Origin of the sequence: Nocardia sp. NBC_01327, from assembly GCF_035958815.1 — a bacterium.
GTDB lineage: Bacteria > Actinomycetota > Actinomycetes > Mycobacteriales > Mycobacteriaceae > Nocardia.
The window spans coordinates 1,849,745-1,872,246 of sequence record NZ_CP108383.1 but is presented as its reverse complement, the minus strand read 5'-3'; the positions used below and the strand labels follow the sequence as shown (position 1 = coordinate 1,872,246).

19 protein-coding genes are annotated in these 22,502 nt (G+C 67.8%); 8 read left to right on the top strand and 11 right to left on the bottom strand.

The features are described 5' to 3' along the window. Window positions 1-130 precede the first annotated feature (130 nt). The 3 genes from icmF (at window position 131) to OG326_RS08045 (ending at window position 5,064) form a co-directional block, all read left to right on the top strand. Window positions 131-3,409: a fused isobutyryl-CoA mutase/GTPase IcmF gene (gene icmF / locus OG326_RS08055; protein WP_327146413.1), complete on the top strand. Its 3,279-nt coding sequence runs from the start codon at window positions 131-133 to the stop codon at window positions 3,407-3,409. Between the two features lie 47 nt (window positions 3,410-3,456). Next, window positions 3,457-3,864 carry a DUF3224 domain-containing protein gene (locus OG326_RS08050; RefSeq protein ID WP_327143974.1) on the top strand — a complete coding sequence of 136 codons (408 nt, stop codon included), beginning with the start codon at window positions 3,457-3,459 and terminating at the stop codon, window positions 3,862-3,864. Between the two features lie 138 nt (window positions 3,865-4,002). Next, window positions 4,003-5,064 carry an amidohydrolase family protein gene (locus OG326_RS08045; protein ID WP_327143973.1) on the top strand — a complete coding sequence of 354 codons (1,062 nt, stop codon included), beginning with the start codon at window positions 4,003-4,005 and terminating at the stop codon, window positions 5,062-5,064. A 3-nt stretch (window positions 5,065-5,067) separates the two neighbouring features. Here the strand turns inward: OG326_RS08045 and OG326_RS08040 are convergent, their stop codons facing one another. The 6 genes from OG326_RS08040 to OG326_RS08015 all read right to left on the bottom strand — a co-directional run bounded on the left by OG326_RS08040 (window position 5,068) and on the right by OG326_RS08015 (window position 12,952). Next, window positions 5,068-6,597 (bottom strand): flavin-containing monooxygenase, encoded by a 1,530-nt coding sequence (locus OG326_RS08040; protein WP_327146412.1) that lies wholly within the window; start codon window positions 6,595-6,597, stop codon window positions 5,068-5,070. Between the two features lie 8 nt (window positions 6,598-6,605). Further along, window positions 6,606-7,292, bottom strand: coding sequence for a hypothetical protein (locus OG326_RS08035; protein WP_327143972.1), 687 nt, complete (start codon window positions 7,290-7,292; stop codon window positions 6,606-6,608). Then, complete coding sequence (locus OG326_RS08030; RefSeq protein WP_327143971.1) at window positions 7,289-8,212, bottom strand: ferritin-like domain-containing protein; 924 nt, start codon at window positions 8,210-8,212, stop codon at window positions 7,289-7,291. Before OG326_RS08030 ends, OG326_RS08035 begins: the two co-directional genes overlap by 4 nt. Before the next feature lie 19 nt (window positions 8,213-8,231). Continuing rightward, window positions 8,232-9,068 carry an SDR family NAD(P)-dependent oxidoreductase gene (locus tag OG326_RS08025; protein ID WP_327146411.1) on the bottom strand — a complete coding sequence of 279 codons (837 nt, stop codon included), beginning with the start codon at window positions 9,066-9,068 and terminating at the stop codon, window positions 8,232-8,234. Window positions 9,069-9,203: 135 nt separating this feature from the next. After that, window positions 9,204-9,977 carry an SWIM zinc finger family protein gene (locus tag OG326_RS08020; RefSeq protein WP_327143970.1) on the bottom strand — a complete coding sequence of 258 codons (774 nt, stop codon included), beginning with the start codon at window positions 9,975-9,977 and terminating at the stop codon, window positions 9,204-9,206. Then, a complete protein-coding gene (locus OG326_RS08015; protein WP_327143969.1) occupies window positions 9,974-12,952 on the bottom strand; it encodes a DEAD/DEAH box helicase in 2,979 nt (992 codons plus the stop codon). Before OG326_RS08015 ends, OG326_RS08020 begins: the two co-directional genes overlap by 4 nt. 264 nt (window positions 12,953-13,216) lie before the next feature. Here OG326_RS08015 and OG326_RS08010 point away from each other — a divergent pair, with 264 nt between their 5' ends. Both OG326_RS08010 and OG326_RS08005 read left to right on the top strand, forming a co-directional pair. Beyond that, complete coding sequence (locus tag OG326_RS08010; RefSeq protein WP_327143968.1) at window positions 13,217-13,579, top strand: hypothetical protein; 363 nt, start codon at window positions 13,217-13,219, stop codon at window positions 13,577-13,579. 189 nt (window positions 13,580-13,768) lie between these two features. After that, the gene (locus OG326_RS08005) at window positions 13,769-14,449 is read left to right on the top strand and encodes an HNH endonuclease family protein (protein ID WP_327143967.1); all 681 of its coding nucleotides are present in this window, start codon (window positions 13,769-13,771) and stop codon (window positions 14,447-14,449) included. Window positions 14,450-14,634: 185 nt separating this feature from the next. On the opposite strand, the gene OG326_RS08000 is transcribed toward OG326_RS08005, so the two are convergent. The 3 genes from OG326_RS08000 to OG326_RS07990 form a co-directional block, all read right to left on the bottom strand. Next, window positions 14,635-15,468, bottom strand: coding sequence for a sulfurtransferase (locus OG326_RS08000; RefSeq protein ID WP_327143966.1), 834 nt, complete (start codon window positions 15,466-15,468; stop codon window positions 14,635-14,637). Between the two features lie 60 nt (window positions 15,469-15,528). Then, entirely contained in the window at window positions 15,529-16,788 is a 1,260-nt protein-coding gene (locus tag OG326_RS07995; RefSeq protein WP_327143965.1) for a benzoate/H(+) symporter BenE family transporter, read from the bottom strand. Window positions 16,789-16,858: 70 nt separating this feature from the next. Beyond that, window positions 16,859-17,380, bottom strand: a complete 522-nt coding sequence (locus tag OG326_RS07990; RefSeq protein WP_327143964.1) for an Lrp/AsnC family transcriptional regulator — start codon at window positions 17,378-17,380, stop codon at window positions 16,859-16,861. A 180-nt stretch (window positions 17,381-17,560) separates the two neighbouring features. Between OG326_RS07990 and pdhA the strand changes: the two genes are divergently transcribed. From pdhA to OG326_RS07975, 3 genes are read left to right on the top strand one after another with little or no spacing between them, the layout of a single operon-like run. Next, window positions 17,561-18,640: a pyruvate dehydrogenase (acetyl-transferring) E1 component subunit alpha gene (gene pdhA / locus OG326_RS07985; RefSeq protein ID WP_327143963.1), complete on the top strand. Its 1,080-nt coding sequence runs from the start codon at window positions 17,561-17,563 to the stop codon at window positions 18,638-18,640. Further along, window positions 18,637-19,620: an alpha-ketoacid dehydrogenase subunit beta gene (locus OG326_RS07980; RefSeq protein WP_327143962.1), complete on the top strand. Its 984-nt coding sequence runs from the start codon at window positions 18,637-18,639 to the stop codon at window positions 19,618-19,620. Before pdhA ends, OG326_RS07980 begins: the two co-directional genes overlap by 4 nt. 48 nt (window positions 19,621-19,668) lie before the next feature. After that, window positions 19,669-20,955 carry a dihydrolipoamide acetyltransferase family protein gene (locus OG326_RS07975; protein ID WP_327146410.1) on the top strand — a complete coding sequence of 429 codons (1,287 nt, stop codon included), beginning with the start codon at window positions 19,669-19,671 and terminating at the stop codon, window positions 20,953-20,955. An 83-nt stretch (window positions 20,956-21,038) separates the two neighbouring features. Here the strand turns inward: OG326_RS07975 and OG326_RS07970 are convergent, their stop codons facing one another. Further along, entirely contained in the window at window positions 21,039-21,485 is a 447-nt protein-coding gene (locus tag OG326_RS07970; RefSeq protein WP_327143961.1) for an acyl-CoA thioesterase, read from the bottom strand. 55 nt (window positions 21,486-21,540) lie between these two features. Beyond that, window positions 21,541-22,497, bottom strand: coding sequence for an AraC family transcriptional regulator (locus OG326_RS07965; RefSeq protein ID WP_327143960.1), 957 nt, complete (start codon window positions 22,495-22,497; stop codon window positions 21,541-21,543). Window positions 22,498-22,502: the final 5 nt, after the last annotated feature.

Genomic DNA, 22,502 nt, shown 5'->3' with positions numbered 1-22,502 from the left:
TCCTAGGCCACCATATAGTCGGACATCCAAGTATTTCCAGAGTGTTTGCTGTGGCAGATCTCACGCCGAATTTGATTTGACGTCCTACTATTGGGGTATCAACGGTACGGCCGCACAGGTGGAGGATCCCATGGCCGATCTGCACGTTCCCGTGAACCCGGTGCGGTTCGTGACCTCGGCGGCGCTGTTCGACGGCCACGACGCGGCCATCAACATCATGCGGCGGATTCTGCAGGCCCAGGGGGCCGAGGTCATTCACCTCGGGCACAACCGGGCGGTGAGCGAGGTGGTGGACGCCGCGGTCAGCGAGGACGTGCAGGGCATCGCGGTCAGCTCGTATCAGGGCGGGCATATCGAGTACTTCGAATATCTGGCGGCGGCGCTGAAGGAGGCCGGGGCCGGGCATGTGCGCATCTTCGGCGGTGGCGGCGGGGTGATCGTCGCCGAGGAGATCGAGCGGCTGGCCGCCGCCGGGGTGACCATCTTCTCGCCGGAGGACGGGCAGCGGCTGGGCCTGCCGGGCATGATCAATCGGCTGATCAGCGACTGCGATGAGGATCTCGCGCGCGCGCCGGCGCCCTTGGACGCGGTGCTGAGCGGGGATCGGGCGGCGCTGGCCCGCACGCTCACCTGCCTGCAGCAGGATGCGCTGCCCGCCGCGGATCTGGCGGAGCTCACCGCGGCCGCGAGCGCGCGGCCGGTGCCGGTACTGGGCATCACCGGCACCGGCGGTTCCGGGAAGTCCTCTCTCACAGACGAACTCGTGCGCCGACTGCGCACCGATCAGCAGGACAAGCTCCGCGTCGCTGTGCTCGCGATCGATCCGACCCGGCGGCGCGGCGGCGGCGCCCTGCTGGGCGACCGCATTCGCATGAACGCCCTGGACGGGGAGCGGGTGTTCTTCCGGTCGCTGGCCACGCGGGGCGAACGGGAGCTGCCGCTGAATATCGATGCCATGGTGATCGCCTGCAAGGCAGCGGGATACGACCTGGTGATCCTGGAGACGCCGGGTATCGGACAGGGCGATGCGGAGGTCGCCGAGCATGTGGACGTCTCGCTGTATGTGATGACGCCGGAATTCGGCGCGGCCTCGCAGCTGGAGAAGATCGACATGCTCGATTACGCGGATGTGGTGGCCATCAACAAGTTCGAGCGGCGCGGGGCCGAGGACGCACTGCGGGATGTGTCGCGGCAGCTGGTGCGCAATCGCGAGGCATTTCACGCGCTGCCCGAGGATATGCCGGTATTCGGCACCAGCGCAGCCACTTTCAATGATGATGGTGTGACAGCGCTGTATCAGCATCTGAGCGGTTTGCTCGCCGAGCAGGGGTTGCCGCTGGCGCCCGGGGTGCTGCCCCGCGTGGACACCCGGTCCTCCACCCGTTTCGCGCAGATCATTCCGCCGGCGCGGGTGCGGTATCTGGCCGAGATCGCCGAGACGGTGCGGGAGTACCACGCCGCTACCGATCGGCAGATCGCGGCGGCGCAGCGGGTACAGCGTGTGGAGCAGGTGCTGACCGATCTGCCGGGCGGCGGCACCGGGTCGGCGGCGGCATCTTCGGATCGCGAAGGTGCCGCCGCCAGCACACCCGAGACCGCGTATTCCCTGGTGGCCGAACTCTTGGAGCAGGCCCGCGCGGACCTCACCGCGGACAATGCCGCACTGCTGGCGCAGTGGCCCGCCGTCGCCGAGTCGTACCGGGGCGATGAGCAGGTGGTCCGGGTGCGGGATCGGGAATTGCGCACCCGCCTGCGCCGGGAGACGCTGTCCGGCAGTTCGATTCCGCGGGTGGCGCTCCCCCGCTACACCGATCACGGTGAGCTGCTGCGGTTCCTGCGGTCGGAGAATCTGCCGGGCCGGTTCCCGTTCACGGCGGGAGTGTTCCCGTTCAAGCGGGACAATGAGGATCCGGCGCGCATGTTCGCCGGTGAGGGCGATGCCTTCCGCACCAATAAGCGCTTCCGGGTGCTCTCGGAACACGCTGAGGCCAAACGACTTTCCACCGCCTTCGATTCGGTGACGCTGTACGGGCACGATCCGGCCGAGCGGCCCGATATCTACGGCAAGGTCGGCACCTCGGGCGTCTCGATCGCCACGCTGGACGATATGAAGGCGCTCTACGACGGATTCGACCTGGACGCGCCGAGCACCTCGGTGTCCATGACCATCAACGGTCCGGCGCCCACCATTCTGGCGTTCTACCTCAATGCCGCGATCGACCAAGCGCTGGAACAGTTCTCGGCGGCCGAGGGCAGGGACGCCACCGCGGCGGAGGCGGCCGCACTGCGCGCCCAGACGCTGGCCACCGTGCGCGGGACGGTGCAGGCCGACATCCTCAAGGAGGATCAGGGGCAGAACACCTGTATCTTCTCCACCGAATTCAGCCTGCGCATGATGGCCGATATCCAGGAGTGGTTCGTGCGCAACAGCGTTCGCAACTTCTACTCGGTCTCGATCTCCGGCTATCACATTGCCGAGGCGGGTGCGAATCCGATCAGTCAGCTGGCATTCACGCTGTCGAACGGCTTCACGTATGTGGAGTCGTATCTGGCGCGCGGTATGCACATCGACGATTTCGCGCCGAACCTGTCCTTCTTCTTCTCCAATGGCATGGACGCCGAATACTCGGTGATCGGCCGGGTGGCGCGGCGCATCTGGGCGATCGCCATGCGCGACAAGTACGGTGCGAACGATCGGTCGCAGAAGCTCAAGTACCACATTCAGACCTCCGGGCGGTCGCTGCACGCACAGGAGATGAACTTCAACGACATTCGCACCACGCTGCAGGCGCTCATCGCCGTCTACGACAATTGCAACAGCCTGCACACCAATGCCTACGACGAGGCCGTCACCACGCCCACCGAGGAATCGGTGCGGCGCGCCTTGGCGATTCAGCTCATCATCAATCGCGAGTGGGGGCTGGCGATGAACGAGAATCCGCTGCAGGGCAGTTTCATCATCGATGAACTCACCGATCTGGTGGAGGAGGCGGTGCTGCGCGAATTCGACCGCATCAGCGAGCGCGGCGGTGTGCTCGGGGCCATGGAGACCGGGTATCAGCGCGGGCGCATCCAGGACGAATCCATGCTGTACGAGCGGCGCAAGCATGATGGGAGCCTGCCCATCGTGGGCGTGAACACCTTCCGCAGTCCGCATGCCGAGGAGCATCGGGTGCTCGAATTGGCCCGTGGCACCGAGGACGAGAAGCAATCGCAGCTGCAGCGGGTCCGCGACTTCACGCAGCGGCATCGCGACGAGGCGCCCGCCGCGCTGGCCCGGCTGGCGGAGGCGGCGAGCAGTGACGCCAATGTCTTCGAGGCCCTCATGGACGCGGCGCGGGTCTGCACCCTGCAGCAGGTCACCGACACCTTCTTCACCGTCGGCGGGCAATACCGCCGCAATGTCTGACGCGTTTGTCCAAGAACGCGTCGGGCCCGGCCGATAAAGTCCGATCTGTGCAGGCAAAAGGAACTTTTCAGGTCAAGTCGTTCGCGCCCACCGAGGTGGTCCCGGACCCGGCGATCACCACTGCCCTCCCGGTGGGCGTCTCGCTGATGGAGAAGCAGTTCGAGGGCGAGATCAGCGGGCGGTCGGCCACGCTGTTCACCTCCGCCTTCGACCAGACCGCCGGCGCCGGAACATATCTGGCGATGGAGTCCTTCGAGGGCACGCTGAACGGCCGCTCCGGCGCATTCAACTTCGTGCATTCGGCCAGTACCAGCGGCACCGACCGGAGCGCCGAATTCTTCCTCATCGTTCCCGCGAGCGGGACCGGGGAGCTGGCCGGAATCACCGGCACCGGCGGTATCAGCGTCGACGCCGACGGCACCCACCGCATCGAGTTCGAGTACACCCTCGGCTGAGCACCCTTCCCCACACGCCGGCACGGACACCCCGGATTTCCGTGCCCGGTGTCCGAATCCGGCTCGTGCGGCACCCGTGCGTGGAACAATCCGCATCAGGCCGAGCCGGACGGAAGGGACAAGATGGACCTTGCGGGAATGACAGTCGTCGATGCGCATATCCATCAGTGGGATCCGCTGACCACGCCGCGCGAATTCAGCGGGCTGGCGAAGCTCTTCCAGCGCGTGCCGGTCCCCATCGACTGGGCCAAGCGGCTGGCTCCCCGGCGGGATCGCGAATTCGTCGGCGACCCGGAACCGTTCGTGCATCCGTATCTGCCCGCCGACTATCGGACCGATGCCGGTGACGTGCCGGTCGAGGCGATCGTGCACATCGAGGTGGAGTGGTCCGGCAGCGGGCCGCTGGCGGCCGCCGAGGAGACCCGCTGGGTGGCCAGCCTGCCGTTCGGGGTGGATACGCCTGCCCTGGGCGCGATCATCGGCGCGGGCGATCCGGCCGCGCCGGGGTTCGCCGAACTGCTCGATGCGCACCGGTCGGCCTCACCGCTTTTCCGGGGCATTCGCACCCGCGTCGAATCGCATCCCGATCCTGGCGTGCGGGCGCACAACAAGTCGCCGGGCGCGCTCACCTCACCACAGTTCCTGGACGGCTTCGGCGCACTCGCCGAGCGCGGGCTCTCCTTCGAGGCCTGGGTGTATTCGCAGCAGCTGCCCGAGGTCACCGCGCTGGCGCAGCGCTATCCGGACGCGACCATTGTGCTGAACCATCTCGGCACGCCCGCAGGTATTTTCGGGCCGGTCGGCAAGTTCACCGGCCACAATCCGGGGCAGCGGCGCGAGCTGTTCGTCCAGTGGCGCGACGACCTCGCCGCGCTCGCCACCCATGCCAATGTGGTGGCCAAGGTGAGCGGGCTGATGATGCCCATTCTCGGCCATCCCGTGCCGCCGCGCGGCGCACCGACTCCGATTCCCGTTCTGCTGGAACGCATTTCACCGCTGCTGCAGCACGCACTCGACGTGTTCGGCGCGGACCGCCTGCTCTGGGGCTCCAATTTCCCCGTGGACAAACCGATTACGAGCATCGGCAATGCGGCCGAGGCGGTCGCCACCGCTCTCACCGACCACGGCGCTGACGAGAAAGCCCTGGAACAGGTCTTCCGCGTCAACGCCCAGCGGATCTATCACGTCGACAATCTCTGACGCTCAGGAGCGGTCGCGCACTCGGTCCCCAGCCGCCACCGGGGCGGCGGGCCGCGTGCCGAGTGTGTCGAAGCGGTAGTGGTCCAGGTCGAAATGGCCTGCGCGCCAGAAACCTTCGGGAGTGGTCATGGGGCGCAGCGGCACATCGCCGTTCTTGTCGAAGTAGTAGCTGTTGGCCAGCGCGCAGCTGTCCTGCCAGAAGACCTGTGAGCCACGGCGATCGAGCATTTCCTGGAAGTAGGCGTCATTGGCCTCCTCGGTGACCTCGACGCGGGTCGCATGCCGGCGGCGGGCCTGCTCCAGCAGGCGCAGAATGTGCCGGGTCTGCATTTCGATGAGCGCGAAGTACGAGGAACCGTTGTAGCCGTACGGGCCGATAATCGTGAAGAAATTGGGGAAGCCGGGCACACTGACGCCTTCATAGGCCTGCAGCCTGCGCGTATCCCACCAGTCCTCCAGCCGGACACCGTCGCTGCCGTGCAAATCGAAGGTCGGCATATTGCCCGATTCCATGACCTTGAAGCCGGTCGCCATGATCAGGACATCGACCTCGTGGTGAGTGTTTCCGGTGCGCACACCCGTTGCGGTGATCTCGGTGATCGGGTCGGTATCGAGGTGCACGTTCTCGCGATTGAACGTCTTCAGATAGTCATTGGAGAAGGAGGGGCGCTTGCAGCCGACCGCGTACTTCGGCGTCAGCTTCTCGCGCACCACCGGATCCTTCACCTGCTGCTTCAGATGCGCCAGGCCGGAGCGCTCCCCCAGCTTCGCCATGGGCAGCACCTTGTAATAGTGCGCGGCCAGCGGGAAGGTGACCTCCACGAACGCCTGGCTGAGCCAGCGCGTGAGCAACTGTCCGCCCGGCAGCCGCAGGAGCTGCCGCACCGCCGGGGGCAGCGCCGCATCCGGCCGCGGCAGGCACCAGATCGGCGTGCGCTGGAAGACGACAAGATCCTCCACCTCCGGCGCGATCTCCGGAATCACCTGCACCGCGGACGCACCGGTGCCGATGATGGCGACGCGCTTACCGCGCAGATCCTGGTCGTGATCCCAGCGCGCCGTATGCATGGTGATGCCGGTGAAGCGTTCCACGCCAGGGATTTCCGCCGTCTTGGGCCGGGTCAGCACCCCTGTCGCACCGATGACGAACCGGGAGGTGAGCTGATCACCATCGGCCGTCTCCAGTCGCCACACGTGCACGGTGTCGTCGAAGTCCGCGCGAGTGATGGTGGTGCTGAAGCGAATACGCGGGCGCAGGCCGTACTTGCTCACACAGTGTTCGGCATACGCCTTCAACTCCCGGCCCGGCGCGTACACCCGCGACCAATTGTGCTGCTGCTCGAAGGAGAACTGGTAGCTGAACGACGGAATGTCCACGCCGATACCGGGATAGGTATTCCAGTGCCAGGTGCCGCCCACCCCGTCGGCGTCGTCGACGATCAGGAAATCGTCGAATCCCGCCTTGCGCAGGGCGATCGCGGTGCCGATACCGGAGAATCCGGCGCCGACGATAATGATCTCGTGGTCAACCACTGTGCTGTTCAAGGCATGTCCTCCGCGTAGATGATGCAGTCCACCCGATGTTCGACACCGTCCACGGTGCGAATGCCGAGCGGCGCCAGCCGGGCGATCGGCCAGGTGATGAGCAGGCAGTTCGGCTGCCGCAGCGCCCGGTAGTAGTTGTTGTGCAGCCGGACTCCGGCGGCGGTATCGGGCGTCAGTTGCCGGCGCTGCCAGGAATCGCGCACCTGCACACGGAGATTCACGGCGGCGGTCCGGCGAAGTACCTCGTGGGTGAGCCAGCGCAGCGGCATGGTCAGCGAGCGCAGTGCGCTCTCTCCGCCCACCGCGTTCTCCCCGCCCACCGCCGTGTCCCCGGCCGGGGCGCTGCCGGGAAGCGGCGGTGCGGTATCGGCGGGCAGCAGGCCGAGGAGATCCTCGGGCAGGCTGCGCAGCAGTTGCCGCATTCCCGGGACCGGCGGAGCGGGCAGCACCCAGACCGGATCATGCTGGAACACAGTGACTCTGCGCGCCCGCGCGACGACAGCGGGCAGCACCCGCGCGACGGCGGGACCGCCGCCGACCACCGCCACGTGCTGACCGCGCAGGTCCCGTTCAGCGGGCCAGCGGGTGCAGTGAATCTGCTGTCCGGTATAGGTTTTCGCGCCGCGAACCCCGGCTCCCTCGTCCTCGCCGCGTACTCCGCGCCGCCGGATCGGGGAGGTCATTTCGCCACCGGATCGAAGGTCAGGGCCTCCGACCAGGACGGCGGCCTGCCCAGCACGCGGATCGGGAATCGATCGATGGCCCTGTTGAGGGCGTCATTGATCGTCTGGAAAGGCTCGAGGCGATTGATGGTCGCACGGCCGTGCAGGCGCACCACGTGGAAGAGCGGAATGCGCCGGATGCTCGGACTGCGTTCACCCGCTTTCTCATAGCGCTGCACCGCATTCCACAGCTTCTGCTCATCCAGCCCCATCGCCATGATGTTCGCGGACATGCGGGACAGCAGTGGCGTGTACAGCAGCGCGCCCAGCATGAGACTGGGCCGCAACGCGTATCCGGCCGTCTCGATGGCAATGCGGCGCATCGGCCCCGCGCCGAGTTGCTCCAGCACCTGGAAACCCACGGCGAGATGGCGGGATTCATCGCTGTTGATATGCCGGAACACCTCGTGGCAGATCGGGTCCCGCACCTCGTCGAGCAGGAATTTCACCAGTGCGCCGTCGAGTGCGCACTCCAGGGACGGGATGACGGTGCCCAGCACCGGCAGGGTCAGATCGTCGCCGAGCCGGTCCAGCAGTTCGATGACGAGCCGAATGTTCTTGTTGGGCACCGGCATGGCATCACCGTCGAGCATGTCCCAGCGCCGCATGAGGGCCAGCTCGGCATTGGCGTGCTTCTGCTCCTCGGCATGGAAGTAGCGGTAGATCTCCTTGAGCGGACCCTCCGGCGCCCGCTTGGTCAGCGCCGCGAAACCGCGGGCGCCGACGTGTTCGATCCACACCAGATCGGCCATGAAGGCCGCCAGCCTCGGCCGCTGCTCGGCGGTGATCAGATCGGCTCCCGGTGCGTCCCAGTCGATATCGACCAGGGCCCACTGCCGGTCCTTGATGACCGTGAGCATGTCGGAATATGCGAACGCCATTGTTCCACTCCTTCGTGCTTTACCGCACCAGCCGCTCCAGTAATCCGGCGGCGCGGGTGTACTGCTGGGGCAGCAGTCGTTTGGACTGCCAGATCACTTTGGCCTCGAACTGCGGGACCACATACAGCCGGCCGTGGTCCACGGCATCGAGGGTGGTGCGGGCGATGGCGGCGGGTTCGCGGCCGGTCCAGCGCAGCAGGCGGTCGCCCCATTCGTCCATCGATTCGCTGCCGACCGAAACGCCCTGGAGGATATTGGTTTTCACGGCGGTGGGGCAGAGCACGGTGACGCCGACACCGGTGCCGGACAGTTCGGCGGCCAGGGTCTCCGACAGGGCGAGTACGCCCGCCTTGCTCACGTTGTAGGCGGCCATGCGCGGTGCGACGCCGAAGGCGGCAGCGGAGGCGACATTCACGATATTGCCGTGCCCGGCCGCGCGCAGTCGCGGTGCGAAGACATGGCAGCCGTGGATGACGCCCCACAGATTGATATCGAGGACCTGATGCCATTCGCGCAGCGGGGCATCGCCGATCACCTCGCCGCCGCGGCCGATTCCGGCATTGTTCACCACCAGGTCGGCGGGCTTGCCGAACCACTGCTCGGCGGTATTCGCCAGCGCCTCGACCTGCTCGATCCTGCTCACATCGCAGCCGGTGTCGAAGGCTTTCCCCCCTGCGGCGCTGACCAATTCGACCGTTTCCCGGGCCCGCTCGGCATCGATATCGGAGCAGATCACCCGCCCGCCGCGCCGGCCGAGTTCGACCGCGAAGGCGCGGCCGATGCCGCTGCCCGCGCCGGTGACCACGGCATCCGCCTGCTGGGTGCGGCGGGAACCGCCGAAGGGGTTGAGACGCATGAGAACTCCCGGATCGCTGCCACCCGAGCGGTCGATTGCGGGCATCTGCCACAACTGGCCGCACCTGCCACCAATTAGGCGCGCGACGGGGCCGAATGTCAACGATGATCGTGCACGGACCGGCCGGGCGGGGAGTCAGTCGGTGTCGAGGACCCGGTAGAGGGAGCGGAGTTGGCGGAGGCCGATTTCGGCGGTGCGCTCGTCCTCGGCGGTCATGCGGAGGGCCTGACGGAGCAGGACCGCGTCGAGATCTTCCGGAGCCGGGCGGAATTCGGGCTTGGGGAGCTTCGGCAGGGCCGTGTCCTCGCCGTAGAGGTCGCCGGAATCCGCTGGGGCGCTGTCATTCTGGACGCTGCCGATGAGTGCGTCCAATTCGATGCCGCGCAGGGTGAGCAGATCCCGGGGATGCTCGTCGAGGCGTTCGGCAATGATGTAGCAGACCGCCGCCACATGCTTGCACGGCCAGCCGGGATCGGGGCAGGTGCAGGAGAAATCGAGTTCGGAGGCGGTGTTCGGGAGCAGCAGCGGGCCGAGAGCGTGCGGTAGGGCGCCGGCGGCGATCTCGCCGAGCATGCCGGGGGTGGCGCGGACCAGGTCCACCACTTCGTCGAGGCGGTCATCGCGCAGCTGGCGCAGCGCGAGCACCGAGATGAAGGGGCGGGGCTGGCTGCCCTGCACCTCGGCGGCGACCGTGCCGGGCTCCATGCGATAGCTGATCACCTGGCCGGTGCGGGCATAGGAGCGGCCGCGGGTGAGGCGCCCGGCATCGGCGACCTGCTCGACGGCCTTGAGAAACGAACGGCCCCACCAGGTCTTGGCGAAGGCGGCACCGCTGCGACTGCGCGCGGACACGCCACCCTGGACCGGGCGGCGCTCGCCGAACTCATTGAAGTCGATGTACGTGTTCATTCGCCGACGGCCTCCGCGCCCAGGGCGAACAGCTCGCGCAATTCCTCGTCACCCAGTTCGGTGATCCACTTCTCGCCCGCGCCGACGGTCAGATCGGCGAGCTGGCGTTTGCCGTTCAGCATGTCGTCCACCCGCTCCTCGATGGTGTCCACGCACACCAGCTTTCGCACCTGGACATCGCGCCGCTGGCCGATGCGGAAGGCGCGGTCGGTGGCCTGGTTCTCCACCGCCGGATTCCACCAGCGATCCAGGTGCACCACATGATTGGCGGCGGTGAGATTGAGCCCGGTGCCTCCGGCCTTGAGCGACAGCAGCATGAGCGGCGGGCCGTTCTCGTCCTCCTGGAATCCGGTGACCATGGCATCGCGGCGCTGCTTGCTCACCCCGCCGTGCAGGAACGGCACCTCCGTGCCGAAACGCTCGGACAGGTACGGGGACACCAGATCACCGAATTCGGCGAACTGGGTGAACAGCAGCGCACGCTCGCCGTCGGCGATCACCGATTCGAGAATGTCTTCCACCAGAGCCAATTTCCCCGAGCGGTGATGGCCGCGCTTCAGCACCGCCGAACCGTCCTTCAAATAGTGCGCGGGGTGATTGCACACCTGTTTGAGCCTGGTCAGCGCCGCCAGCACCGCACCCTTGCGCTCCATACCCTGTGCGGATTTGAGCTTGGCGGACATATCGTCGAGCACCGCCTGATAGAGCGCGGCCTGCTCCACGGTCAGGTTGGCGCGCATGGTGATCTCGATCTTGTCCGGCAGATCGGAGATCACCGACGGATCGGTCTTGACCCGGCGCAGCACAAACGGCGAGGTGATGGCGCGCAGCCGGGTGACGGCATTCTCATCGCGCTCCCGCTCGATCGGCACCGCGAATCGCGAATGGAACTCCGAAGCCTTGCCCAGCAGTGTGGGATTGACGAAATCCATGATCGAGCGCAGCTCTTCGAGCCGGTTCTCCACCGGAGTTCCGGTGAGCGCCAGGCGATGTCGCGCCGGCACCAGCCGCGCGGCCCGCGCCTGCCGCGTCCCCGCATTCTTGATGTGCTGCGCCTCGTCCAGCGCCACCCGCTGCCACCGCTGCCGCTTCAACTCCTCCACATCCCGGGCCAGCAGCGCATAGGTGGTCACCACCAGATCCGAATCCCCCACCGCCGCATCGAATTCCGCCCCCGACCGCCGGCCCGGCCCATGATGCACCAGCACCCGCAGATCCGGCGCGAACCGCTCCGTCTCCCGCTGCCAGTTGCCCACCACGGACATGGGACAGACCAGAAGTGTCGGTCCGACTGCCGCAGAAGCGGTTTCGCGCTCGTGGACCAGCAGGGCCAGGACCTGGACCGTTTTACCGAGGCCCATATCGTCGGCGAGGATGGCGCCGCAGCCGAGGCGGCTCATGGTGGCGAGCCAGGCCAGGCCGCGCAGCTGGTAGGGGCGGAGCTGGGCCTTCAGGCCGATCGGCTCGGAGACGGGGGCGGTGGTGTGTTCGCCGTCGAAAAGTTCTGCGGCCCAGCCGGTTGCGGTGATCTGCTCGAGCGGGACGCCGATGGCCGGATGTGCGGCGAGCTCCGCGAACAGGGCGCCGACACTGCTCTCGGTGCCGTCGGTGCGGCCCGAGACGTAGTCGGCGGCCACGGCGAGGGTGCGGTGATCGGCCTGCACCCATTCACCGCGCAACTGCACCAGATCCGATTTGGACCGCACCAGCCGCGTCATCTCGGCGGGCGTCAGCGTGGTCTCGCCGAGCGCCAGCTCCCAGCGGAAGGACACCAAACCGTCCAGCCCGACGGCGGTTTCGGTGGCTGCCGGACTCTGCACCTTCAGGCGCAGGCTCGGCGCCGCAATCCGCCAGGCGCGCGGCAGCAGCAATCGCGCACCGGCGGACTGCAATACGGCGGCGCCGTGCGCGACCAGGTCCATGACCACTTCGGTGGGCAGGTACAGATCCATACTGCGGGCATCACCCGGCAGATCCCGCAGTCGCGGATACGCCAGCTTGGCGGCGGCCAGCTTCTCCCCCGCGAGGCGCACCATATGCGGATCACCGGGCAGCAATACCGGTTGCGGCGCTTCACCTTCCACGCGCAGGCACACCTCGAGCCGCCACAGCGCACCCGCTTCGGCCGCATCCTCGGAGTCCGGCTCCAGCAGCCGCAGCACCAGTTCCGGCTCATCGGCCGTCAGGCTCGTACGCCAATCCTCCAACACCGCCGACACCCGATGTGAACCCGCATCCAGCGGCTCCGCGTCCAGCAGCGCGACCAGCAGCGGATGCGAACGCGACTGCGGCTCATCGGAAGTGGCGGTATCGGTCGGCAACGAGCGCGATCGAGCGCGGTCCGACCCGGTCTCCGGAGCGCCGAAATCGAGCATGCCGTCGTCGGCCACGCCGGTGCCCTCGCGCGACGAGTAGCCGATCGGCACCTGCGCGACCGTGCTCAGCAGTGCGGGCAGTTTCGGCATGATGCGCAGCCGGGCGATGGGGTCGGTGAGTTCGGCCGTGAGGTTGTCGAGCAATTCCGCCGGCCGGCCCGCGACCTGCAGCGCGGCGGGCATGGCCACCGCGAGCTCGGCCAGCCAGGCCCGCTGCCGCTGCCCGCCGACCAGCCGCCACCGCACCCACCATTCGCCGTCGTCTCGGCGCACCTCCGGGACTATCCGTCCCGCCCGCACCCAGCGCTCCACACCCCGCACCACATGCGCGAGATAGCGCAGATCCCCCGCCACGGCCTGCGCCGGAAGCTCCTGCAGCAGTACCGACGCGGCCGCCTCCGGAGCCAGCGCATGCACCCGGACCTGGATCTCCTCTGGCCCGTACGCCCCCGCGACCAGCACCTTCGCCTTGTGCCGGAACTTCGCCGCCCGCACGATCGACCCCAGCGGGTCCGGCAGGGCATCGGTATCGACCGCGGCACCGGCAGGGTCGTGCCACAGCACCAATCCCGATCCCGGCGACCACAGTCCGTGCAGCATCCGCCTATCCAATCAGTCCGGTCCGACAGCCCGATCGGCCCCCGCGGCGAGGCTTTGCGACTACCCCTTCGCAACCAGGCAAATCACGACACATACCGGGTCTTTATTTCTGCCCGAATCCGGCACATACTGAGATAACCCCTGGTCACCGCATACGGCGGGCTTGGCTGTGCATTTTGGCAGCCGCGCGGGGCGCACCCTGAAAAATCCACCGCGACTCAATCCGGAGCCGTGGCAATATCGATACCGAGGGAGGCAGTGAAGATGACGATCCTGCTCCAAGTGTTAGAGCAGTCCTTCACGCCGACAACGCCGTGGGAACGACGAAGATTCACGTTCGTGGACACGACGAAAATCGTGGGGATGCGCCTGGACGGGCAATCGGGGGTGTGGCTCGATCTGTCCCGCCCCGGAGAATCCCAGCGACTGGCGCGCACCATGGAACCACGCGAAGCCATTACCTTCCTGCTCACCACTTTCGCCAAGATCGCCGAATGCGAGGACCGCGGCGGTTCCTGGCTCATCGGCCATGACGGCGCGCGACCACAATCCATCGCGGCCATGCGCTTCCCACCGCAGCTCACCGAGGCTTCGGCGGACGATCTCCTCGCACACGCCTGGTCCTAGCCGGTCACCTTCGCACCCGCTCGCCGACGATCATTCGACGGCGCGGCGGGTGCGAAGTGTCGCCGATGCGGGCTGTCACCGGCTCGATCGGGTAGATCTAGGACGGTGCGGCAGCACCGAATCCCCGCGGTACCGAATCGACTTCCCGCCCGGCGGCGCGGTCGATCGGTGTGGTGCGCGGTGCTCGCGATGGCCGGGGCCGTACTCCTGGCGTTCAGCGCTTCCGGGTGTTCGGTACTGCCGGGGTCGGTTCCGCCCGCGCCGGGCAGTCCCAGCCGGGCGCATCTGGAGGAGCTGCTGGCCGTTGCGCGCATGGTGCCCAAGCGGACCCGGCCGGGCGGCTATGAGCGCGGCTGTAAATCGGGGCAGGGCTGCGTCTTCGGGCCCGCGTGGAGTGACGATCACGACGGTCCGGGCGGGCACGACGGCTGCGATACCCGCAATAATGTACTGGCCCGCCAACTTTCGGCGGCCGCCTTCCGGCCCGGCACCCGCAACTGCGTGGTGGTCGGCGGCACCCTCGACGATCCCTATACCGGGCAGCGCATCACCTTCGACAAGGCCGATGCCCGCGCCGTGCAGATCGACCATGTCTTCCCGCTGGCCGCCGCCTGGGATCTTGGTGCGTCGAGCTGGCCCCTGGAGCGCCGCATGCGTTTCGCCAACGATCTCGACTACAACCTGCTCGCCGTGGACGGAAAAGCCAACCAGGCCAAGAGCGATCAGACCCCCGGCGACTGGCTACCGCCCGCCCGCGCCAACCGCTGCTTCTACGCCGGCAAATACCTCACCGTCGCCACCCACTACGACCTACCGCTGACCGCCGCCGATCGCACCGCCCTGCAACGCATCTCCCGCACCTGCCCATAGCCCAGACATACCCGGCTAGCCGATAGCCGCCCCTCTCTATCCAGCCCGGTAGCCACCCGCGTCATCCAGCCCGGGTGGCCGTCCCTCGTCATCCAGCCCGGATGGCCGTCCCTCATCATCGAGCCGGGGTTGCTACCCCACGTCATCCCGGCATGCCTTTGGCCGGGATCCACACCAGCGAGCGATCAGGCCGGTTCGGCACCCGTGGCGACCGGTCGCTTCGGGTCGTTGGACCACTGCGACCAGGAGCCCGGGTAGAGGGCGGCGTCGATACCGGCCACCGCGAGTGCGGCGACCTCGTGGGCGGCCGTCACACCGGAGCCGCAGTAGACGGCGACCGGGCCGTCGCCCAATCCGGTGAAGCGCGAACGCAATTCGTCGACGGGCTTGAAAGCTCCTGTGGCGGTGAGGTTTTCCGCCGTCGGCGCACTGATCGCGCCCGGGATGTGGCCCGCGCGCGGATCGATGGGCTCGACCTCGCCGCGATAGCGCTCACCGGCGCGGGCATCGAGGAGGACACCGTGCCAACCGGCGGCCGCATCGGCATCGATCACCGGCATGCCGCCGGGGGTCAGGACCACGTCACCGGCTTCGGGATCGGACTCCTCCCCGGCGATCACCTTGCCGCCGGCGCGTTCCCAGGCCGGGATTCCGCCGTCGAGGATGCGCACCTGCGGCACCCCGGCCCAGCGCAGCAGCCACCACACGCGCGCCGCGGCCATACCGCCGGTCGCGTCATAGGCGACCACCGTGTCACCGGTGCGCAGACCCCAGCTGCGCGCGCATTTCTGCAGGTGCGCGAGCTCGGGCAGGGGATGCCGGCCCTTGGCGGGCGAGGGCGGATCGGCCAGCTCGGTCTCGAGATCGACGAACACCGCACCGGGAATGTGCCCGTCCAAATAGTGCTGCGGCCCATCCGGATCGCCGAGCGCCCACCGCACATCCAGTACCCGGACCCGGGAATCCCCGGTGGCGAGCAACTCCCGCAACTCCTCGGCCGAAATCAGCACCGCGCTCAAGCCAACTCCTCTTCGCAGAACCCCCACGCCGGAACAGACTCCCCCACCCTACGCAGCGCCCTACTGGCCCGAATTCACCGCGCCAGGCTCGGCGGGATTCGCCGGGTGCGGCTGTTCGGGGCGGGGGCGCAGCAGCCAGCGGACCACCAGCCCGGCCACGAGGGCCCAGAACGCGGCGCCGATGCCCAGCAGGGTGACGCCGGAGGCGGCGACCAGGAAGGTGAGCGCGGCCGCTGAGCGGTGCTCCGGCCGGGTCAGCGCGGAGGTGAGGGCTCCGGCCAGTGTGGCGATAAGGGCTAGTCCCGCAACGGTTTCCAGGACACCTTTGGGCGCGGTCGCCACCAGCGTCACCAATGCGCCGGAGGCCAGGGCCAGCAGTAGGTACATGCCGCCCGCCGTGGCGGCGGCGATCCAGCGACGCTTGGGATCCGGGTGCGCGGACGGTGCGGCAGACAGGGCCGCGCTGATGGCGGCCAGGTTGATGGCATGTCCGCCCGCCGGTGCACCGAGGATGGTCCCGAGACCGGTGACCGCCATGGCCGCACGCCAGGGCACCTTGTACCCGAGCGAGCTCATGACCGCCGTGCCCGGAATGTTCTGCGCCGCCATGGTGACGATGTACAGCGGCACCGCCACCCCGATCAGCGCCTGCCAACTCCAGTGCGGCACAGTCCATTCGATGCGCGGCGCCATGGCGGCGACATTCAGGTGGCGGTGCGTCACCGCGATATCGATGCCCGCGCCGATCGCCGCCACCGCGAAGGCCGCGAGCACCGCCCAGCGCGCCGCGAACCGCTGCAGCACCAGCCAGGTGACGATCACCGGAACCACCACGGCCGGGCTGACGGTCAGCGCGTGCATGGGCGCCAGGCACAGCGGCAGCAGCACCCCGGCCAGCATGGCCTGCGCGATCTCGACCGGAATCGCCGCGATCAGCGAGCCGAGTCGCTGCCAGAACCCGGTGAGCACGATCAGCAGGCCCGCCACCACGAAGGCGCCGACCGCCGCCGGCCAGCCGCCCGCGACCGCCCCGGTGCTGGCCAGCAGCGCCGCGCCCGGCGTGGACCAGGCCAGCGTGATCGGCATCCGGTAGTACCGGCTCAGGATCAGCATGCCCACGCCCTGGGTGACGCAGACGGCGAGTAGTCCCGAAGCCGCCTGTGCCGCAGTCGCTCCCATGGCGGTCAGTCCGCCGAGCACCACCGCGAAGGAACTGGTGAAGCCGACCAGCGCGGTGACGATACCGGCCCCGATCGGCTGCCCGATCCCCGCCGCGGGCGCGGTCTGGACGGCCGGAGTGTCGGCGGTAGTAGTGCTCATCGGGTCATGGTCCCGGTCCAGTGGCCTCGCGGTCACCAGCCAATCTGCCGAAACTGGACTGAGTTTCGTACTACTGGTCCGAATTCGTCCCCGGGTTCCCGTTCCCACCGGCGAGTCGATCGAGCAGCGGGGTGGTGCGCGGACCGACCAGCGAGCGCATGATCAGGGCCATATTGGTGCGTTCCACGCCGGGAATCTTGAGTATGTGCCCGGCGATCCGATAGAGGTCATCGGCATCCTGAGCCACGACACGAGCGGTCAGATCGGTGGGACCGGTCATGCCGCAGACCTCCGTGACCTCCGGAATCCGCGCCAATTCGGCCACTACCGCATCCAATTTGTGCTGATCCACGACCACGGCGACAAAGGCTGCCAGCGGATAACCCAGAGCCCGCGGTTCCACCCGCCGCTCGAAGCTGGCCAGTACCATGTTCGCCTCCCATCTGGCCAATCTGGCCTGCACGGTATTGCGGGAGAGGCCGAGCCGCGCGGCCAATTCCACCCCGGTCGCCCGGGGGTTGGCCACCAGCTCCAGCAACAGCCGGGCATCGGTGGCGTCCATCGCCCCGGAAGCGGGTTCATTACTGGACATGAAACGCAGTATGACACGCCGAGCGCGGCACTGACCGAGCATTCTGCACAGTTTCGACCTTGATACTTGCGCAGATCGCTTAACGGAGGATGCTGGGTGATACAGGACACACATCGTTGCCCACGGGACACAATCCCACGGCGACAACGGTGTACCCGGTGTTTCGAGGAGGCGAGACAAATGCCCGAAAAGAACACCTACCCGGTGCAGCTGGTCCAGCCCGACGGCCATCGCGTATTCGATCGTGTGCACGCCCCGCTGGTGGCCGATATCGGCCGCGACGAACTGCGCGCCATGTACACCGATATGGTCGTGGCCCGCCGGATCGACACCGAGGCCACCGCACTGCAGCGGCAGGGCCAGTTGGGATTGTGGCCACCGCTGCTCGGCCAGGAGGCCGCGCAGGTCGGCTCGGCCCACGCCCTGCATGCCGACGATTATGTGTTCTGTTCCTACCGCGAGGCCGCTGTCGCCTACTGCCGCGGTGTGCCCCCGGAGGATATGACCCGGCTCTGGCGCGGCGTCGCCCATTCCTGCTGGGACGCAGACGCTTACCGGATGACCAATCCCGCGATCGTGGTCGGCGCGCAGGGGCTGCACGCGACCGGATACGCCTACGCCGCCCATCTCGAGGGCGCGGAGATCGCCACCATCGCCTACTTCGGCGACGGCGCGACCAGTCAGGGCGATATCTCCGAGGCGCTCGGCTTCGCCTCCTCCTGGGGTGCGCCGGTGGTGTTCTTCTGCCAGAACAACGGCTGGGCGATCAGCGCGCCCACACGGGTGCAGAGCGCCACCCCGATCGCGCGCCGGGCCATCGGCTACGGCATTCCCGGCGTCCAGGTCGACGGCAATGACGCGCTCGCGGTCCTGGCCGTGACCCGGCAGGCGCTCATTCGCGCCCGCACCGGCGGCGGGCCGTCGTTCATCGAGGCCATCACCTATCGGATGGGCCCGCACACCACCGCCGACGATCCCACCCGCTATCGCGACGCCGCCGAACTGGAACTGTGGCAGCGGCGGGACCCGATCGATCGGCTGCACCGGCTGCTCGAGCGGGAGGGGCTGTGGGACAGCGATTTCGAGCAGCAGGTGAAACAGCGCGGCGACGAGATCGCCGCCCGGCTGCGCAGCGCCACGCTGACCATGCCGGATCCGGAGCCGACGGAACTGTTCGAGCACGTCTACGCCACCCCGCACCGGCTCATCGAGCAGGAGCGCCGCGAGTACGCCGCCTATCTGGAGGGAGTCCGGCCATGAAGACGACATTCGCGGGCGCGATCAATTTCGGTATGCGGCGCGCCCTGGAGGACGATCCCAAAGTCATTCTGATGGGCGAGGACATCGGCCGGCTCGGCGGAGTCTTCCGGGTCACCGATACGCTGCAGAAGGATTTCGGCAACCGCCGTGTCATGGACACCCCGCTGGCCGAATCCGGAATCATCGGAACGGCTTTCGGAATGGCGCTGCGCGGACTGCGGCCGGTATGCGAAATCCAGTTCGACGGATTCGTGTATCCGGCGTTCGACCAGATTGTCTGCCAGGTGGCGAAGATTCACTATCGCACCAAGGGAAAAGTGGTCGCGCCCATCACCATTCGCATTCCGTTCGGCGGCGGGATCGGGTCGGTGGAGCATCACTCCGAATCTCCGGAAGCGTATTTCGCACATACGGCGGGGCTGCGCGTGGTATCGCCGAGCAATCCAGCGGATGCGTATCTCATGATCCGGCAGGCGGTCGCACTGGATGATCCGGTCATCTTCTTCGAGCCCAAGCGGCGGTACTGGGACAAGGCGGAGGTCGATTTCGAGCAGCTCGACCGGGACGGGGGGCTCGCGCTGGACCAGGCCCGGGTCTGCACCAGCGGCGAGGATGCCACCGTGGTCGCCTACGGCGGGACGGTCGCCACCGCATTGACCGCCGCCGATATTGCCGCGAGCGAAGGACATTCGCTGGAGGTGATCGATCTGCGCAGTCTTTCGCCGATCGATTTCGACACCATCGAAACATCGGTAATGAAGACCGGTCGGTTGATTATTGTGCACGAGGCGCCGGTATTCGGCGGACTCGGCGCGGAGATCGCGGCCCGCATCACCGAACGCTGCTTCTATCAATTGGAAGCGCCGGTCCTGCGCGTCGGCGGCTTCGACATCCCCTATCCCCCGGCTAAACTCGAACGGCACCACCTGCCCGACCCCGACCGCATTCTCGCCGCGGTCGATCGCACGCTCGCCGCCTAACGGTCACATGCCTTCGGAGGAAGCTCGGTGGAACAGCAGCAGCACGTCATGGAATTTCGATTGCCCGACCTCGGTGAGGGATTGGCCGATGCCGAATTGGTGTCGTGGCAGGTGCAGGTCGGCGATACGGTGGAATTGAACCAGGTCATCGCCGAGGTCGAGACCGCGAAAGCTCAGGTGGCACTGCCGAGCCCATTCGCCGGGACCGTGCTGGAGCTGCTCGCGCAGGCGGGCGATACGGTGCCGGTGGGCGCACCGCTCATTCGCATCGGGACCGCGGTGGAGGCGCCGGCCGAACGGCAGGCGGTGCTGGTGGGCTACGGACCCGACAGCGAACCGGTATCGCGGCGCGCCCGCGCGGCCGCCGCCCCGGCCGCGGGGACGAGAAGCGGTGCACCGGTGGGCGACTCGATGGGACGGCCCGCCGCCACCCCCGGTGCGCGCAAGCTGGCCCGCGAGATCGGCGTCGATCTGACGACCGTCGCCGGGAGCGGTCCGGAGGGTGCGGTCACCCTGAACGATCTGCACGGCGCGCGGCCGGATGCCCGTGCGGCCGATGTCATTCCGATCCACACCGCCCCGCCGGTGACACCCGTGGGCTCGGCCGCGAGCACGGCCCGCCCGATACCCGCCGAGCGCGAAACCCGCACGCCCATCGCCGGAATCCGCAAGCGCACGGCCGCGGCCATGGTGGCGAGCGCCCAGCATATTCCGCAGGCCAGCACCTTCGTGACCACCGATTTCACCGGTTCCATGGAACTGCTGGATCATCTGCGGGCGACACCCACCTTCGCCGGGCTGACGCTCACGCCGCTGGCACTGGTCGCCAAGGCGACACTGGTTGCGCTGAGCGAATTCCCGGACCTGAACGCCTCCTGGGACGAGGCGAATCAGGAGATCGTCACCAAGCACTATGTGAATCTCGGCATCGCCGTCGCCACCGAACGCGGGCTGATGGTGCCCAATCTGAAGGACGCGCACTCGCACAGCCTGCGCGCCCTGTCCCAGGAGATCAGCGATATCGCGCAGCTCGCGCGCGGCGGCGGGGCCACCCCCGCCGAACTCACCGGCGGCACCTTCACCATCACCAATGTCGGCGTCTTCGGCGTGGATACCGGTGTGCCACTGGTGAATCCGGGCGAAGCCGCGATCCTGTGCCTCGGCTCCATCCGCAAACGCCCCTGGGTGCACCGCGACGAACTGGCGGTCCGCTGGGTCACCACCCTGGGCCTGAGCTTCGATCACCGCCTCATCGACGGCGAACAGGGCTCCCGCTTCCTCGCCAGCATCGCCGCCCTCCTGGAGGACCCCCTCACCCTCCTCGGCCGCGTCTGACCGGTGAAACAGCCCGTGCCCCTGCCGAACAGCCCTCATCGAGGCTGCGCGGCAGGGGCACGGGCTGTTCGGTCGACGGGAGCTCAGCGGGGTTCGACGGCGGAGGCTCCTACGAGAAGTTCTGCGGCGTCGCGGATTACGTCGGGGATGGGGACCGGTTTGCGGGTTTCGTCGTCGACGTAGACGTGGACGAACGTGCCGGTGGCGGCGAGCTGGAGAGAGTCGCCGGCGTCACGGAAGATGGCGAGGTCGTAGCTGATGCTGGAATTGCCGAGGCGGGCGATGCGGATGCCGACCAGCAGCTGGTCCGGAAAGCTGATCGAGCCGATGAAGGTGCAGGATGTCTTGGCCACCACGCCGATGGCGGGTAGGTCACGGATATCGGTGCCGGTCGCGTGGATGAGCCACGCGTTCACGGCGGTATCGAAATAGCTGTAATACGTCACGTTGTTCACGTGACCGTAGTGGTCGTTGTCCGCCCAGCGCGTCGGCACCGGCCAGAGCACCGGGTAATCCTGATCCTGCGTCACCCCGCCGACGGTAGGTGATGGCCGCCACGCCCTTTCTGGGGGGTCGGCTTCTCTCTCAGGCGGAGCGCTGGTCGGAGGTATTGCGGTGGTCGCGGGGGCTGATGCCGTGGTGACGTTTGAAGGCGGTGCTGAGGGCGAAGGCGCTGCCGTAGCCGACGCGGTGCGCGATGGACTCCAGGGTGGCATCGGATTCGTGCAGCAGATCGGCGGCCAGCGCCAGGCGCCAGTCGGTCAGGAAGGACATCGGGGGTTCGCCGACGAGTTCGGTGAAGCGGCGGGCGAGGGCGGCGCGGGAGACCCCCACCTCGGCGGCCAGCGAGGCAACCGTCCAGGGGTGCGCGGGATTGTGCTGGATCAGGCGCAGCGCCTTGCCGACCAGGGGATCGCTGTAGGCGTGGTACCAGGCGGGCGCGTCGGCGCGGGCGAACCAGGCGCGCAGGGTGGCGATCAGCAGCAGGTCGAGCAGGCGGTCGAGCATGGCGCTCTGGGCGGGCAGCTCCTTGGCGGATTCGTCGACGAGCAGATCCAGCACACGCGAATCGATTTCACCGCGGGTGAGCACCGCGATGGGCGGGAGCGCCCGCAGCAGTCGCCGGCTGGCGGCGGACTCCTGCTCGTAACTGCCGGTGATCAGCACCGTCTGCGCATCGGCGCTGGTGCCCCAATTGCGGATGCCCAGGCTCAGTGCCTCGCAGAGCACGTCACCCTCGGGAGTCGTGGTGGTCTGACCGGGATGGACGATGGCCTGCGGCGCGGTGCCCGGGTCGTCTGCGAGGGTGTAGTGATCGGGGCCGCGGAACAGGGCGATATCGCCCGCGTGCAACTGCCGCGGCGGAATCGGCTTGCCGCCCTTGGGATCCGGCACGATCCAGCCCTCACCGCGGACCACCGCCACCACGGTCAGCGGCGCCTCGTCCCGAATACGCAGCGACCAGGGCGGATCGAACGAGGAACGGATGACGAACGCCGCCCGCGCGCGTGGTCCTTCGAGCAGACTGGCCAGAGCATCCATACGTA

Excerpts from the sequence above, each read along its gene's own strand:
- icmF (WP_327146413.1), top strand. The coding sequence starts at position 131 with ATGGCCGATCTGCACGTTCCCGTGAACCCGGTGCGGTTCGTGACCTCG.
- OG326_RS08045 (WP_327143973.1), top strand. The coding sequence starts at position 4,003 with ATGACAGTCGTCGATGCGCATATCCATCAGTGGGATCCGCTGACCACG.
- OG326_RS08035 (WP_327143972.1), bottom strand. The coding sequence starts at position 7,292 with ATGACCTCCCCGATCCGGCGGCGCGGAGTACGCGGCGAGGACGAGGGA.
- OG326_RS08030 (WP_327143971.1), bottom strand. The coding sequence starts at position 8,212 with ATGGCGTTCGCATATTCCGACATGCTCACGGTCATCAAGGACCGGCAG.
- OG326_RS08025 (WP_327146411.1), bottom strand. The coding sequence starts at position 9,068 with ATGCGTCTCAACCCCTTCGGCGGTTCCCGCCGCACCCAGCAGGCGGAT.
- OG326_RS08020 (WP_327143970.1), bottom strand. The coding sequence starts at position 9,977 with ATGAACACGTACATCGACTTCAATGAGTTCGGCGAGCGCCGCCCGGTC.
- OG326_RS08015 (WP_327143969.1), bottom strand. The coding sequence starts at position 12,952 with ATGCTGCACGGACTGTGGTCGCCGGGATCGGGATTGGTGCTGTGGCAC.
- OG326_RS08010 (WP_327143968.1), top strand. The coding sequence starts at position 13,217 with ATGACGATCCTGCTCCAAGTGTTAGAGCAGTCCTTCACGCCGACAACG.
- OG326_RS08005 (WP_327143967.1), top strand. The coding sequence starts at position 13,769 with ATGGCCGGGGCCGTACTCCTGGCGTTCAGCGCTTCCGGGTGTTCGGTA.
- OG326_RS07995 (WP_327143965.1), bottom strand. The coding sequence starts at position 16,788 with ATGAGCACTACTACCGCCGACACTCCGGCCGTCCAGACCGCGCCCGCG.
- OG326_RS07990 (WP_327143964.1), bottom strand. The coding sequence starts at position 17,380 with ATGTCCAGTAATGAACCCGCTTCCGGGGCGATGGACGCCACCGATGCC.
- pdhA (WP_327143963.1), top strand. The coding sequence starts at position 17,561 with ATGCCCGAAAAGAACACCTACCCGGTGCAGCTGGTCCAGCCCGACGGC.
- OG326_RS07980 (WP_327143962.1), top strand. The coding sequence starts at position 18,637 with ATGAAGACGACATTCGCGGGCGCGATCAATTTCGGTATGCGGCGCGCC.
- OG326_RS07975 (WP_327146410.1), top strand. The coding sequence starts at position 19,669 with ATGGAATTTCGATTGCCCGACCTCGGTGAGGGATTGGCCGATGCCGAA.
- OG326_RS07965 (WP_327143960.1), bottom strand. The coding sequence starts at position 22,497 with ATGGATGCTCTGGCCAGTCTGCTCGAAGGACCACGCGCGCGGGCGGCG.